General features: G+C 67.5%; 13 protein-coding genes. 8 read left to right on the top strand and 5 right to left on the bottom strand.

What is annotated here, in order from left to right; genetic code table 11:
* Positions 1-88: 88 nt before the first annotated feature.
* The 5 genes from ACZ63D_RS11215 to ACZ63D_RS11195 all read left to right on the top strand — a co-directional run bounded on the left by ACZ63D_RS11215 (position 89) and on the right by ACZ63D_RS11195 (position 4914).
* Complete coding sequence (locus ACZ63D_RS11215) at positions 89-1138, top strand: hypothetical protein (RefSeq protein ID WP_465354151.1); 1050 nt, start codon at positions 89-91, stop codon at positions 1136-1138.
* Positions 1139-1297: 159 nt separating this feature from the next.
* Positions 1298-2023, top strand: coding sequence for a creatininase family protein (locus ACZ63D_RS11210; protein WP_465354150.1), 726 nt, complete (start codon positions 1298-1300; stop codon positions 2021-2023).
* A gap of 16 nt (positions 2024-2039) precedes the next feature.
* A complete protein-coding gene (locus ACZ63D_RS11205) occupies positions 2040-2906 on the top strand; it encodes an amidohydrolase family protein (RefSeq protein ID WP_465354149.1) in 867 nt (288 codons plus the stop codon).
* Positions 2903-3805 carry a dihydrodipicolinate synthase family protein gene (locus ACZ63D_RS11200; RefSeq protein WP_465354148.1) on the top strand — a complete coding sequence of 301 codons (903 nt, stop codon included), beginning with the start codon at positions 2903-2905 and terminating at the stop codon, positions 3803-3805. Before ACZ63D_RS11205 ends, ACZ63D_RS11200 begins: the two co-directional genes overlap by 4 nt.
* The gene (locus ACZ63D_RS11195; protein ID WP_465354147.1) at positions 3802-4914 is read left to right on the top strand and encodes a mandelate racemase/muconate lactonizing enzyme family protein; all 1113 of its coding nucleotides are present in this window, start codon (positions 3802-3804) and stop codon (positions 4912-4914) included. The genes ACZ63D_RS11200 and ACZ63D_RS11195 overlap by 4 nt, the downstream gene beginning before the upstream one ends.
* Here the strand turns inward: ACZ63D_RS11195 and ACZ63D_RS11190 are convergent.
* Both ACZ63D_RS11190 and ACZ63D_RS11185 read right to left on the bottom strand, forming a co-directional pair.
* Positions 4898-6484: a N,N-dimethylformamidase beta subunit family domain-containing protein gene (locus ACZ63D_RS11190; RefSeq protein WP_465354146.1), complete on the bottom strand. Its 1587-nt coding sequence runs from the start codon at positions 6482-6484 to the stop codon at positions 4898-4900. The two genes, ACZ63D_RS11195 and ACZ63D_RS11190, sit on opposite strands and share 17 nt — an antisense overlap.
* Positions 6481-7833, bottom strand: a complete 1353-nt coding sequence (locus ACZ63D_RS11185; RefSeq protein ID WP_465354145.1) for an MFS transporter — start codon at positions 7831-7833, stop codon at positions 6481-6483. The genes ACZ63D_RS11190 and ACZ63D_RS11185 overlap by 4 nt, the downstream gene beginning before the upstream one ends.
* Before the next feature lie 211 nt (positions 7834-8044).
* Between ACZ63D_RS11185 and ACZ63D_RS11180 the strand changes: the two genes are divergently transcribed.
* Positions 8045-9475, top strand: a complete 1431-nt coding sequence (locus ACZ63D_RS11180) for an FAD-binding oxidoreductase (protein ID WP_465354144.1) — start codon at positions 8045-8047, stop codon at positions 9473-9475.
* A gap of 46 nt (positions 9476-9521) precedes the next feature.
* On the opposite strand, the gene ACZ63D_RS11175 is transcribed toward ACZ63D_RS11180, so the two are convergent.
* A complete protein-coding gene (locus tag ACZ63D_RS11175; RefSeq protein ID WP_465354143.1) occupies positions 9522-9968 on the bottom strand; it encodes a VOC family protein in 447 nt (148 codons plus the stop codon).
* Between the two features lie 106 nt (positions 9969-10074).
* Here ACZ63D_RS11175 and ACZ63D_RS11170 point away from each other — a divergent pair, with 106 nt between their 5' ends.
* Together ACZ63D_RS11170 and ACZ63D_RS11165 are read left to right on the top strand one after the other, a co-directional pair.
* Positions 10075-11244: a winged helix DNA-binding domain-containing protein gene (locus ACZ63D_RS11170; RefSeq protein WP_465354142.1), complete on the top strand. Its 1170-nt coding sequence runs from the start codon at positions 10075-10077 to the stop codon at positions 11242-11244.
* Entirely contained in the window at positions 11241-12143 is a 903-nt protein-coding gene (locus ACZ63D_RS11165; protein WP_465354141.1) for a S66 peptidase family protein, read from the top strand. Before ACZ63D_RS11170 ends, ACZ63D_RS11165 begins: the two co-directional genes overlap by 4 nt.
* On the opposite strand, the gene ACZ63D_RS11160 is transcribed toward ACZ63D_RS11165, so the two are convergent.
* Together ACZ63D_RS11160 and ACZ63D_RS11155 are read right to left on the bottom strand one after the other, a co-directional pair.
* Positions 12136-12600 (bottom strand): dihydrofolate reductase, encoded by a 465-nt coding sequence (locus tag ACZ63D_RS11160; protein ID WP_465354140.1) that lies wholly within the window; start codon positions 12598-12600, stop codon positions 12136-12138. The two genes, ACZ63D_RS11165 and ACZ63D_RS11160, sit on opposite strands and share 8 nt — an antisense overlap.
* A complete protein-coding gene (locus tag ACZ63D_RS11155; RefSeq protein ID WP_465354139.1) occupies positions 12600-13397 on the bottom strand; it encodes a thymidylate synthase in 798 nt (265 codons plus the stop codon). Before ACZ63D_RS11155 ends, ACZ63D_RS11160 begins: the two co-directional genes overlap by 1 nt.
* Position 13398: the final 1 nt, after the last annotated feature.

The following is a 13398-nucleotide window of genomic DNA, read 5'->3' as shown; positions in this document are numbered from 1 at the left end:
CCCGGCGGGATAGACCGATCGCGCGGTATTCGCTACATTCAAGTCACTCAGTCATGCAATCGCATGATCCATGGATGGGGAGGCCTGGATGAGTACTATTCCGCGCGCGAAAACGATTTTTCTCACCGCCGTCGCGGCCGCGGTCGCGACGGCCGTCGCGCCGGGTGCGGACGCGAGCCCGCGGACGAGTTCGCTGGGTCTGCCCGCCTACTCCGACCTAGTCGTCGACGAGGCGAACCACCACGTGTTCGTGAGCGGCGGAAAGACAAGCAACGGCGTCATCGTCACCGATTTCAACGGCTGGGTGCGCAAGACCGTCGACAGCCAGTTCGGGGCGTCCGGGCTGGTTCTCTCGGCCGACGGCCGCACGCTGTACGTCGCGCTCGCGTCCGGCGACGCGATCTCCGCGATCGATACCGCGACGCTCGCCGAAACCGCTCGCTACCCCACTGGGGCCCAGACCTGCCCAGCCCATCTCGCCCGCACCGGCAGTGTCGTGTGGTTCGGCTACGGGTGCGAGGAATCCTGGAACGGCGGCATCGGCAAACTCGACACCGCCGCGGTTCCACCCGCCGTCACCCCCGATCAGCAGGGCGCGAACGTCCGGTTCAACCACGCGCCGCTGGTCGCGTCCCAGACCGGGGACGCCGGTCCGCTCGTCGCGGGGCAAGCGGAACTGAGCCAATCGTCGGTATACGTCTATGCCGTCGCCACGGGCAAACTCGAATCCCGCGCGTCTGGCGCGGTCGTCGGCAGCGACTTGGCTGATCTGACGCTGTCTCCCGACGGGAAGACCATCTACACCGCCTCGGGATCCCGCGACGCGGTCGAAGCCTTCAACAGCAAGGATCTCACTCGCGCTGGCGCGTACCACACTGGGCAGTACCCAAACGCGGTCGCCGCTTCGCCAGATGGCAAATACCTCGCGGGCGGTGTTCGCAACCCGCGTGACGACGTCTACGTGTACAAGGTCGGTGGCAGCGCGCCGTTGGCAACGTTGGACGTGACAAGCGACGGCGTTCTCGCACCCCGGGGCCTGGCGTGGACTGCCGACAGCGAGCGACTGTTCGCCGTCACCCGGCCCGCTAACGGGACGGAGCCCGCGTTGCGGGTTTTGCGGGACCCGGCTGATCGGTAAACCCGCACCACCACGGCCCGGCCGCATCTGCGGTCGGGCCGTTTCTTGCTGTCTGGTCGACGGCATTGCTTCCTGTTCCTCGATCGACTATCTTCCTGAATCAGGAAGACTTCTACGAAATACCGGAAAATAGGCCAACCGGAGTATCGGGGAGACGTCGTGGGCGCACTGCTGCGCTGGGCGGAAGCCGACCGTGCCGCAGTGCGGGAGGTGCTAGCCGAAGCGCTTGTCCTGGTGCCCATCGGCGCGACCGAACAGCATGGGCCGCATTTGCCTACTGGCACTGACGCGTTTCTGGCGGCCTCGGTGTGTGAGCGTGCGGCTGAGATGGCGGCACCGCGAGCCGAGCGGGCCTTATTGCTCGCGCCGCCGATTCCGTACGGGGCTTCTGATCACCATCTGCCGTTCAACGGGACGCTTTCTCTTTCGCCGCAGACCTTGTTGCACGTACTGGACGATCTGGCCCGGTCGATCGCGGTTCAGGGCGGGCGGCGGCTGATCGTCGTCAACGGGCACGGCGGCAACGTTGGCGTCTGTCACGCGTTCGCCGGTGCGGCGTCGACTCGGCACGGGCTTGCGGTGGCGCATACCGACTACTGGCGGGTCCTCGAACCGGAGGACATCGTGCCTGGGCATGCTGGCGAGTTCGAGACTTCGATGATGCTGGCGCACCGCGGGGAACTCGTTCGGCAACCGGCGGCGCGAGAGCAGCCCAAGGGAATTCGGGTGTCTGATGTGGACATTCATTCCGCACAGGTCTGGCGCGACATCGACGGGTATACCGATCGGCCCGAGTTGGCTACCGAAAGCCGAGGTTCCCAGTGGTTCGAGAAGATAGCCAGCGGGCTGGCGGACCGGTTCGTCACGCTGGCGGAAGTGTTGTGAAGCCATGATCGTGGACGTGCACACTCACACTCCGACGCACCAGGCCGCGGTGCCGGAGGACGAGCGGCGCGTTTACGACGGGTGGCGGACCGACCGGGCTGTGGTCACGACGAATTCTTGGGCTGACTACGACAAAGCCACTGAGGCTGCCGATCTGTCCATCGTGTTCAACATCGCGGTGGACAATCCCGAAGAAGCCACGGGGTTGCCGTATCGGGCGGAGGACACCAATACCGCGACTGCGGCGTTCGTTACCGCTGACCCGGAGCGGCGGATCGGGTTTATGTCGGTGAATCCGACTGCGCCTGACGTGTTCGAAGAGGCTGAGCGGTGCCGGGAACTGGGGCTGGCCGGAGTGAAACTCGGGCCGAATTACCAGAACTTCGACCCGTTGAGCCAACCGGCGTTGGACTTTTACCGTTACTGCGAGCGGCATGGGTTGCCGATCTTGTTCCACCAGGGTGCGTCGCCGATCCGGCAGGCACCGCTGCGGTACACGTATCCGCTGGTCACCGACGAGGTCGCCCTCCAGTTCCCGGAGCTGCGGATCGTCATGGCGCACATGGGGCATCCCTGGGGGCGCGAAACCGTAGTAACCATTCGCAAGCATCCGCACGTGTACGCCGACGTCTCTTCGATCTATCTCCGGTCTTGGGTGTGTTACGAATCGCTGCTCGCGGCACAGGAGTGGGGCGTGCCGCACAAACTGTTGCTGGGTTCGGATTTTCCGATCGCGACGACCGCGGAGGCGATCGCGGGGATCCGGCGGGTCAACGACATCGTCGCGGGCATCGCGTTGCCGAAGATCTCGGCAGAACTGATCGAAGGAGTCATCCACGCGGACGCGATTGCCGCACTCGGCCTTCGGAAAGGGATTCGATGACACCTATTCGCGGAGTGTCGCCCGTTCTTGAAGTGCCCTTTACCGAGGACGGCGAAATCGATGTTACCGGCTTTCGGCGAGTAGTGCGGCATGTGCTCGGCACTGGGGTCGGGAGCGTGATGTTCCCTGGGTTCGCGTCGGAGTTCTACAAGCTGGCGGAAGAGGAAAGGCAGACGCTTACCGAGGTGTTGCTGGCGGAGACCGCGCCGCGGCCGGAGGTGCTGGCCATTATCGCGGTGCAGGACCACGCGACTCGGCTCGCGGTCAAGCGCGCTAACGAGGCGGTGGCCTCGGGAGCGGATTTGATCAACCTTCTGCCGCCGCATTATCTGCGGCCGCCCCGGAAAGCGTTGGTCAGGCATATCCGGCAGGTGCTGGACGCGGTCGCGCCGACGCCGGTGGTTGTGCAGTACGCGCCGGCGGAGACCGGAACCAGCCTCGACGCGGACGTGCTGCGCGAGATCGCGGCCAAACACGCCAATCTGCGGCTGGTCAAGGTCGAGTCCAGTCCGCCGGGGCCGCTGATCGCCGAGCTGGCCGCCGGGGATCCGCCGATCCCGGCGGTCGAGGGGTACGCGGGGGTTCAGCTGCCGGACGCGATCCGGCGCGGCGCGGTCGGGACGCAGCCGGGGTGTTCGTTCACCGAGATCTACGTGGAGATCTGGCGGCGGTTCGAGGACGGCGACGACGCGGGTGGGGACGAGCTGCACCGCAGGCTGCTCCCGTACATCTCGTATTGGATGCTGGACACCGAGCGGATCATCGCGGTGGAAAAGCTGATTTCGGTGCGCCGGGGGCTCATCGCCAGCCCGTATTGCCGGGAGCCCGCGCATCGGCTGGACACCGAGGAGATCCGGATGATCGACCAATTTCTCACCGAGTTCCGCGAGCTGCTGTGACTACCGTCGAGGACGTCGAGATCGCCGCGGTCAGTCCGGTCGTCCGGCCCGAGCTGGTCGTGGCTGGAGCACGAGGGACGCACGACCGTTCCGACTTCCTCCTGGTTCGGGTGCGGACTTCGGACGGAACGACGGGGCTGGGCGAGGTTAGCGCGACGCTGCAGTGGAGCGGCGAAGACGCTGGTACGGCGGAGTATCTGATCAAACGGGCCCTTGCCCCAGCGATCCTCGGTCAGCCGCTCGTTCCGGTCGCCGGTCTTGAGCGGCGGATGGATGCGGCGGCGGTTGGTGCGCCGTTTACCAAGGCGGGGATCTCGACGGCGTTGTGGGACGCGTATGCGCGCACGCTCGGTGTCCCGCTCGCGGTGGCGCTCGGTGGTCCATTAAGGACCGAAGTGCCGGTGAAATGTTCGCTCAGCGGCAGCGGGCAGCGTCTCCGGGACGTCTACCAGGCTGCTTTCGAGGCGGGTTTTCGCAGTTTTAAGCTGAAAATTGGCTTTGATCCTGAGGATGACGCGCATCGTCTCGCGGAGGCAAGGAAACTCGTGGGGGCGGATACGTTCCTCGGCCTGGACGCGAACGGCGGTTATCGGGCTGCGGACGCGGCCAGGGCGATCGAGTTAATGCGAGACCACGACCCGGCGTTTCTCGAGCAGCCGGTGGCATCCGGAGATCTGGCCGGGATGCGGGCGTTGCGCGGACGTGGAGTGTCCATTGTGGCCGATGAAAGTGTGTTCGGTACTGACGATCTCGTGTCGGCGATCAGGGCCGAAGCGGCGGATGCGGTGAGTTTGTATATCGGCAAAGCGGGCGGGCCTGGCCGGGTGGTGTCGATGGCGCACCTCGCGAACGCGTTCGGGCTGGACGTCGTGCTCGGGTCCAATGGGGAGCTCGGCGTCGGCGCGGCGGCACAGTTGCACGCGGCGTGTGCCGCACCGGGACTGTCGGCCAGGATTCCGTCGGACATCATCGGTGCGCATTACTACGAGCGCGACGTTCTCCAGACGCCATTGGACAGTGACGGCCAGAAGGTTCGGCTCAGTGCCGCACCTGGCCTCGGCGTCGAGGTGGCCGACGACATCGCCGCCGGGTTCAGGAGTGTCCGATGAACCGGTCGAGGACGTTCGCCGTCACCGCGGAGACGCCGTCGTCCACCAGTACGGCGGACGTCCAGGCGATTGACCCGACGGAGAACACCTCGCCGCCGCTGACCGTGCGATAGCAAGCGAGCTCACCGCCACCGTCGCCTGGGTTCAAGCCGCGCGCCACTACGTGGGTCCCGGGTGGACTGTGTGGACCGGTCTTGTCGGTTTCGTGGCCGGAAGCGCCGCCGGGGCAGCGTTCGTGCAGGCTGCGGACTCCGAATCGGTCCCCTTTGTCCAGTCCGGTGCCACGAAAGGCCCAGTGGCCGGGGTCGAGGACCTCGTACGGCGCACCGGTCATCGCTCCCGCGCTGGTGAACACCACGCCGAACAGCTCCGAGGTCGGCCGGAAGGTGCGGTGCATCCGGCTCTCGTACGGTCCGGCCGGGTCGGCGGCCTGGGTGCGGAAGCGCAGGGCGTCCGCGGAAAAAACCACTTCGCAGTCGGCGACATTGCCGCCGAAATTGGCCAGCTTTCCGCCGCGGTCGTGCACCCAGGAATAGACCGCGGAGTACATCTCGCGGGACCAATATTCCGGATGCGTGCTCAGGACGAGCACGCGGTAGCTGTCGAGCGACAGGGTGCCGTCGTGCAGGTGTGCGTCGGAGTAGAGGTCGTATTCGTAGTCATTGCGTTCCAGCCAGCTGAGCAGCCGCCATTCCGCGGCTGCCAGGTGGCACGGCTGCCTGCCGCGGATCGGGTCTTCCGGCTGGGCGTCGGCGCTGAGCTGGTTCAGCGGCTCCGGGCGTTCGAAGGACAGCGGCGGGTACGCGTCGTCCGGCAGTGCGTGTTCGCTAAAGCTGGATTCCACGTAGCGGGGCATTTCCAGGCGGGGAACCAAAACCGGCGCGGACGGAATACCCGCGGCGTTGATGTAGTTGCTGCGTCCGCCGAAATTGTTGTAAGCGTTCCAGGTGTTCGTCGAAGCGACTACGGCGATCGGCGCGGACGGCTGGCGCGGCGCGACCACCCAGGGGAACGAGAATCGTGCTCCGGATTCGCCTTCGACGTGGAAGTAGTACAGGCCGCTGCGGTCTGGAGCCGTGACGAACTGGCGGTGAGACGGGTCAACGTAGCCTTTTTCGTTGAATCGCACGCCGGTCTGCGTGTAGTCGCCATCTGGAGTCACCTGCACGGTGGCGCGCGGGGCGTGTTCGTCGAACCAGCCGATCAGGGCCCACGCCTCGGCCACCGCGCCGTGTCGCCACAGGCTCAGCCGGTACGGCTCGGGGCTGTGGATCCGGAACTCGCCCTCGTCGCCGCTGTGCGCCCACTTCGGCCAGACGTAGCCGAAAATCTGGTCGGACAGCAGCCGGAACTGGTGTGGTTCTCCGGAGCCGAGAGCGACGTCGACGTGTTTGGCGCCGTAGCCGTCCCTGGCGAGGGTGACGCGGTAGCCGCCGGGCGGGACTTCGGCGTGGATCGCACCGGTCGCGGTGGAACGGGCGGTCCAGTGCGCTCGGCCGTCGCTGATTTCGACGGCGACCTCGGGCAGGGCGAGATAGCGTTCGTCGCTGACGTATCCCAGCAAGGTCATACTGTCGCGGCTTTCGGTTCAGCAGTCGGTTCCGGCAACGGCTTCCCGGCGCGTTCGGGCAACAGCAGCATCGCGATCGCGCTGAGGACGCAGCCGGCGATCACGTAAATCCCGACGCCCCACACCGCCCCGGTCGCGCCGACCAGCCACGCGCTGAGGTACGGCGCGAATCCGCCGCCGAGCACCGCGGTGAGCTGATATCCCAGGTTGACGCCGGTGACACGCGAGCGGGTGTCGAACAATTCGGACAGAATCGTCTGGGACAGCGCGGACATCGCCATCACGAACACCGAGAACCCCAGCACCATCGCGACCGCCACCAGCACTGGATTTTTCGTCTCGAACAACCAGAACACCGGGAAGATCACCGCGGCCAGCCCGATACAGCCGCCGAGGAACACTGGTTTCCGGCCGATCCGGTCCGACAGCGCACCCCAGGTCGGCGCCAGAACGATCTGCGCACCGGCGGCGACCATAGTGGCGGTGAGCGCCACCGAAGCGGGCATGCCGAGATCTTTTTTGACGTACGAGGCACCGTAGGTGGTGATGACGTAGCCGCCGATGCTGTTGGCGAAACCGAACAGGACGCCGTAGATCACATTGCGCGGCCGGCGCAGCACGGCGACCAGCGGAATGCGCGCACCGGCGTCCTTCTCGCGGGCACGTTCGAAGTCCGGGGTTTCGCTCACCCGCATCCGGATGACCAATCCCGCGACCAGCAGCACAACGCTGAGCAGGAACGGGATCCGCCAGCCCCAGGCCAGGAAATCCCGGTCGGGAAGCGTCGCGAACAACGCCATCAGACCGGACGAAACGAGCAGCGCGACGCCTGCCCCGGAAAGGAGCAGGGCTCCATAGAGACCGCGTTTGCGCGGCGGCGCGTGCTCGACGGCGAGCGAAATCGCGCCGCCCATTTCGCCGCCGGTCGAAAAGCCCTGCAGCAACCGCAGGATCACCAGAAGAATGGGGGCCGCGACACCGATCTGGCGGTATCCGGGCAGCACGCCGATGAGAATCGTGGCGATCCCCATCATGACGATGGTGAAGATCAAGGCTTTCTTCCGGCCGAACCGGTCCGCGAGGTGCCCGATGACGATGCCGCCGACCGGGCGCAGCACGAACCCGACGGCGAAGGTGGCGAACGAGGACAGCTGTCCGGTGAGCGGGTCCGCGGCTGGGAAGAACACGGCCGGGAACACCACCGCGGCGGCCAGGCCGAACAGGTAATAGTCGTAATACTCGAGCAGGGTGCCGATACTGGAGGCAAGCACCGCGGACCGGCGGGCCGATCGCACCGGTGCGGAATCGTCTGGGCCGGGGCCGGCCGGGACCGAGCGGTCTGAGTGCATGACGCCCGCACCTCCTGATCCGATGGTGGATCAAGGCCGGTCGACCTCGACCCCGGTGCCCCCGAATCACGCATTTTCGAGATATCGAAGATACGTCTTCTATTTCGGAAAGATTAGTCTATGCTGGCGGCGTCGGACAAGGGGAATCTCGGGGCGGGCCGACAGGTTTCCTCTCGTGCGTACCGGCCGCCGAGGCGTGGAGGGGTTGTCCATGACGTTGAGCCGTCGTCGTCTTTTGCAGTGGTCCGCGGCCGTCGCGGGTGCGGCCGTGGCCGGGGCCGGAACTGTCGCGGAGGCCGCGGAAAAGGAACCGGACTGGGCCGCGTTGCGCAGGCGGCTGCACGGCGCGCTGCTGCGGCGAAATGACGCTGGTTACGCGGAAATCCGTCCGCCGTTCAATCTGCTTTACGATGATCGGTACCCACCGGCGATCGCGCGGTGCGTCGATGCCGACGACGTGCGGAAGTGCCTGGAGTTCGCGGCAGAGAACACAATCAAGTTCGCGGCGCGCAGCGGCGGGCACAGTTATGTCGCATATTCCACTCCCGGCGACGGATTGGTCGCGGACCTCAAACTGATGAACCGCGTGGAAGTCCGCCGGAACAGCACCGCGGTCGTCGGCGCCGGCGCGCGGTTGATCGACGTCTACCACGCGCTGGCCGCCGAAGGCCGCGCGCTGCCGGGCGGCACGTGCGGTTCGGTCGGCATCGCCGGGCTCGCGCTCGGCGGCGGAATCGGCGTTCTGATGCGGAAATACGGACTGACCTGCGATCACCTGGCCGGGGCGAAAGTCGTGACCCCGCGCGATTTCCGGGTGCACTCGGTCGACCCCGGTTCGGATCTCGGCTGGGCGCTCACCGGCGGAGGCGGCGGGAACTTCGGGATCACCACGGAATTCACCTTCCGCACCGTGCCCGCGCCGCCGCGGGTCACGGTGTTCGTGGCGCACTTCCCGGAGGGCTCGGGCACCGACGTCTACGGTGCCTGGCAGGACTGGATCACCGAGGCGCCAAGGGAATTCTGGTCGAACATCTCGGTGCTCGGCGGCCCGAACCCGGCGGCGGGCGTGCCCGGTTGTCTTCTCGGCGGTGAAAGCCAGGCACGCGAGTTGATCGCCGATCTGGAACGCCGGGCCGGGGTCAAGGGCACCGTCAGCGATCTCCACGAGACCGATTATCTGGGTGCGATGGATTTCTGGTCCGGAAGCCTGGCTCGTCGCCGATTCATGGCCGCATCCCGGGTGCTGGCGCGGAAAGCGGATCCGGCGCGGCTAAGTGCGCTCGTCACCGGAGAGACCACGATCGCGCTCGAAGTGAACCCGCTCGACGCCGCGGTCTCCGACCTCCGCCCCACCGACACCGCGTTCGCCCACCGCGGCGTCTTCGGCGACGTACAGGTCTATCTGAGCGCCGACCCGGGTGTCGACCGGGAGACGGCGAAGCGCGAGGTGAACGACGTCCAGGCGCGGCTGGCGGAATTCGCCACCGGCGGCGCGTACGTCAACTACATCAACGACGACCAGAAGGACTGGGCCACGGCGTACTACGGGGTGAATCTTCCGGCGCTCCGGGCGGTAGCGGCGAAGTACGACCCGAGAGGGGTGCTCGCGTTCGAGCAGGGTCTCTCGCCGCGCCCGGTGTGAAAGCCGGTCTGCGGCCGGCGCAGGACTCCGGCCGCAGACCGGCGGGCTAGGCCGCGACCTGCAGAATCCAGGTGACGCCGAAGCGGTCCCGGAGCATGCCGAACGCCGGGGCCCATTGCGCCGGGCCGAACGGCTCGATGACCGTCGCGTCCTCGGACAGCTTCTTCCAGCACTCGCCGACCTCGTCGACCGAATCCCCGCTGACGGACAGGAAGAACTTCTCCGTGGTGACGGTCGTCCCGTTCTCGCGGGTGGTCTCGCCGACCGGCGTGGGCGAGGTGGTGCCCGGGACGTCGTAGGCCATCACCTGGAACCCGTTCTCGCCGACGACCTGACCGAATACGACCCGGTCCGCGCCGGGCGCGTCCTGGGGCATGCCGAAGTCGCCGTAGGTGGCGATCCGGAGATCCCCGCCGAACACCGACCGGTAAAACTCGAGCGCCTCCCTGGCCTCGCCCCGGAAATTCAAGTGGGCGACGGCGTGCACTGCCATGATTTCGACTCCTCGATTCCCGCGCCGGACTCGTTCCCGCGCTGGAGCCGAGACTCGCAGCAGTAGCGGTCAGCCAGTGGCCGCTACCTCCGGCATGATCAAAATCATGCGCAAGGTGACCGACGACGAACGACGGAACCGGATCGGGCTGCGGCACGCTTTGGCGACCACCGCGCCCGGGGTGGAGGCCGCCGTCCGCGCGGTCACGTGTTTGCATGCCACCGAGGCCAGCAGCATCTACCTGTCCGCGTACGCCCGGTCCCGTGCCGATCGGCAGTCCATTTCGGACGCCCTGTTCGGCCGACGGACGGTGGTTCGACAGCTGGCGATGCGCCGGACCGTCTTCGCGTTCCCGATCGATTTGTTCGCCGCAGCAAGGGGAAGCGCGTCAGCACGGGTCGTGAAGCAGCTGACGGCGCGGTTGGCGAAAGATGTCGAACTCGCCGGAATCGACGACAGTCCACTGTGGATCGAGGATCGCTGCGCCGAAACGCTGGCGGCGATCCGTGAAGAGCCCGGAACCACTGTGCAGCTGCGCGAACGCGTTCCCGAACTGAACACGCGGGTCGCCGCCGAAGGACGGCCCGCGGTGCTCGCCCCGGTGGGATCCCGCGTGCTTTCCGTGCTGGCCGCGAGCGGTCAGGTGGTTCGCGGGCACAACGCCGGTCGCTGGCCGGTGTCGCGTCCAGTGTGGACAGCGGTCGAGCAGTGGCTCGGCGAGGACCCTGGCGTCCTGGACGAACGGGAGGGCTACCGGGAACTGGTGCGGCGGTGGCTGTGGTCGTTCGGGCCGGGGACCGAGGACGACCTGGTGTGGTGGCTCGGTGCGACGAAAACCGCGGTCAGGCGGGCGCTGGACGACGTCGGCGCGACGCCCGCCCTGCTGGAGGACGGAACCCCGGCGTGGCTGCACCCCGCGGACGAGGACTCGGTCCGCCTCGACCAGGACTGGGCGGCGCTGCTCCCGACCCTCGACCCGACGACGATGGGCTGGCGCCGCCGCGACTTCTACCTCGGCGACCACGGGCCGAGCCTCTTCGACGGCGCGGGCAACGCCGGTCCGACCGCGTGGTGGAACGGGCGGATCGTGGGGACTTGGACGCAGCGGCCGGACGGGACCGTGGAGGTCGTGCCGGTGGAGCCATTGCCGCTCGCCGCGGTGGCGGCGTTGAAAGAGGAGGCGGAGAAGCTGAGCGACTGGTTCGATGGCGAAGTGATCGCTACGGGTTACGTGCCGCCCATCGTCCGCGGCCGGGTCAGCCGGGGATCCGCATGACCAACGTCCTCCTGCCGCCGCGCCTCCGGCCGGGAGATCGGGTCCGGCTCGTCTCCCCCGCGAGCTGGCCCACCGCCGAACTGCTCGCGGAATCCGTGCGGACGCTGGAAAGCTGGGGCTTGATCGTCGAGGTCGGCGAGCACGCCCTCGACCGGCACGGGTATCTCGCCGGGCTCGACGAGGATCGGCTCGCCGATCTCAACGACGCCTACCGCGATCCGGGCGTGCGCGCGGTCATCGCCACTCGCGGCGGGGCCGGGGCGTACCGGATCGCCGACGGGATCGATTTCGCGGCCGTGCGCGCGGATCCCAAGCCGCTCATGGGGTTCAGCGACATCACCAACCTGCACCTCGCGTTGTGGCGGCACTGCCGGATCGCCGGGATCCACGGCTTCCTCGCTGGCGCGCGCTCCGCCGAATCAACCCGGCGGCTGCTGTTCGAGCCCGAACCCACCACGCTGCACCGGGACCCGGACGTGCTCACGGCCGCCGTTTCCTTTCCCGGCACGGCGACCGGCAACCTGGTCGGCGGCCACCTCGGCACCGTCATCGGGTTCATCGGAGCCGGGCTGCCCAGCCTCGACGGCGCGATCCTGTTCCTCGAAGCCCCGCGCGCGATCGGGCTGGGGCAGGTCGACCGGCAGCTGACGCACCTCATGCGGTCCGGTTCACTGCGCGGTCTGCGCGGGGTCGCGCTCGGCCGGTTCCCCGGGTTCGAGGATTACACCGACCGCGGCTGGACCGTGCTGGACGTGCTGCGCGACCGGCTCGGCGCGCTGGACGTCCCGGTGCTCGGCGGCCTCGACGTGGGCCATGGCACCGGACCGCTTTCGGTCCCGCTCGGACCGGTCGCGAAGCTCGACGGCGACACGCTCACCGTCGGGCCCGCGGTCAGCTAGGTCCCCAGCTCAGGTGCCGGAAGTGCAGCCCGTTCTTCGACTCCTGCCATTCGCCGACAGCGTCCGGTTCGCGGCCGATCTCCGGCGCGTAGACGTCACCCTCGAAGGATTCGCGCAGTTCGGTCACTTCGATCCGGTCGGCGAACGGCAGCGACTCCTCATAGATCCGCGCGCCGCCCATCACCCACACGTCGCCGTCCGCAGCCGCGAACGCTTGCTCCAGGCTGGGGAACGTCTCCGCGCCGTCCTGCGGCGTGCGGGACACCACCAGGTTCCGCCGCCCGGGCAACGGCCGGAAGCGTTCCGGCAGCGACTCCCACGTGCGCCGGCCCATGAGCACGGCCGCGCCCGCGGTCACCGTGCGGAAGTGCTTCATGTCCTCCGGGATGTGCCACGGCAAGGCGTTGTCGCGGCCGATGACACCGTTCGCCGCCTGGGCCCAGATCACTCCGATCATCAGACGGCCACCGGAGCCTTGATGCCGGGGTGCGGGTCGTAGCCCTCCAGCGAGATGTCCTCGTACTGGTAGTCGAACAGGCTTTCCGCCGGTTTCAGGCTCAGCGACGGGAACGGCCGCGCCTCCCGGGAAAGCTGCTTGCGCACCTGCTCGACGTGGTTGTCGTAGATGTGGCAGTCCCCTCCGGTCCAGATGAAATCGCCGACGCGCAGGCCGACCTGGTCGGCGATCATGTGCGTGAGCAGGGCGTAGCTCGCGATGTTGAACGGAACGCCGAGGAACAGGTCCGCGCTGCGCTGGTACAGCTGGCAGGACAGTTCGCCGTCGGCGACGTAGAACTGGAAGAACGCGTGGCACGGCGGCAGCGCCATCCGCGGGATGTCCGAGACGTTCCAGGCCGAGACGATGATCCGCCGCGAATCCGGGTTCTCGCGCAGGGTGCGCAGGACCTCGCTGATCTGGTCGATGTGCCCGCCGTCCGGGGTCGGCCAGGACCGCCACTGGACGCCGTACACCGGGCCGAGGTCGCCGTCCGGGGCGGCCCATTCGTCCCAGATCGTGACGCCGTGCTCACGCAGCCAGTTGACGTTCGAGTCGCCGCGCAGGAACCACAGCAGTTCGTACGCGATCGAGCGGAAATGCACCTTTTTCGTGGTGATCAGCGGGAAGCCGTCGGACAGCCGGTAGCGCAGCTGGTGCCCGAAGATCGACCGCGTGCCCGTACCGGTGCGGTCCCCTTTCCGGGCTCCGGTGTCGAGCACGTGCTGAAGCAGGTCTTCGTACTGCGTATCCGGCATG

The sequence above is a fragment of the Amycolatopsis sp. NPDC104775 genome, from assembly GCF_055583325.1.
Note: the sequence above shows the minus strand (reverse complement) of the source record. Positions and strands in the feature narration are given on the sequence as shown.

Coding starts and splice junctions, on each gene's coding strand:
- ACZ63D_RS11215 (WP_465354151.1), top strand. CDS start 89: ATGAGTACTATTCCGCGCGCGAAAACGATTTTTCTCACCGCCGTCGCG.
- ACZ63D_RS11200 (WP_465354148.1), top strand. CDS start 2,903: ATGACACCTATTCGCGGAGTGTCGCCCGTTCTTGAAGTGCCCTTTACC.
- ACZ63D_RS11190 (WP_465354146.1), bottom strand. CDS start 6,484: ATGACCTTGCTGGGATACGTCAGCGACGAACGCTATCTCGCCCTGCCC.
- ACZ63D_RS11185 (WP_465354145.1), bottom strand. CDS start 7,833: ATGCACTCAGACCGCTCGGTCCCGGCCGGCCCCGGCCCAGACGATTCC.
- ACZ63D_RS11180 (WP_465354144.1), top strand. CDS start 8,045: ATGACGTTGAGCCGTCGTCGTCTTTTGCAGTGGTCCGCGGCCGTCGCG.
- ACZ63D_RS11175 (WP_465354143.1), bottom strand. CDS start 9,968: ATGGCAGTGCACGCCGTCGCCCACTTGAATTTCCGGGGCGAGGCCAGG.
- ACZ63D_RS11170 (WP_465354142.1), top strand. CDS start 10,075: ATGCGCAAGGTGACCGACGACGAACGACGGAACCGGATCGGGCTGCGG.
- ACZ63D_RS11165 (WP_465354141.1), top strand. CDS start 11,241: ATGACCAACGTCCTCCTGCCGCCGCGCCTCCGGCCGGGAGATCGGGTC.
- ACZ63D_RS11160 (WP_465354140.1), bottom strand. CDS start 12,600: ATGATCGGAGTGATCTGGGCCCAGGCGGCGAACGGTGTCATCGGCCGC.
- ACZ63D_RS11155 (WP_465354139.1), bottom strand. CDS start 13,397: ATGCCGGATACGCAGTACGAAGACCTGCTTCAGCACGTGCTCGACACC.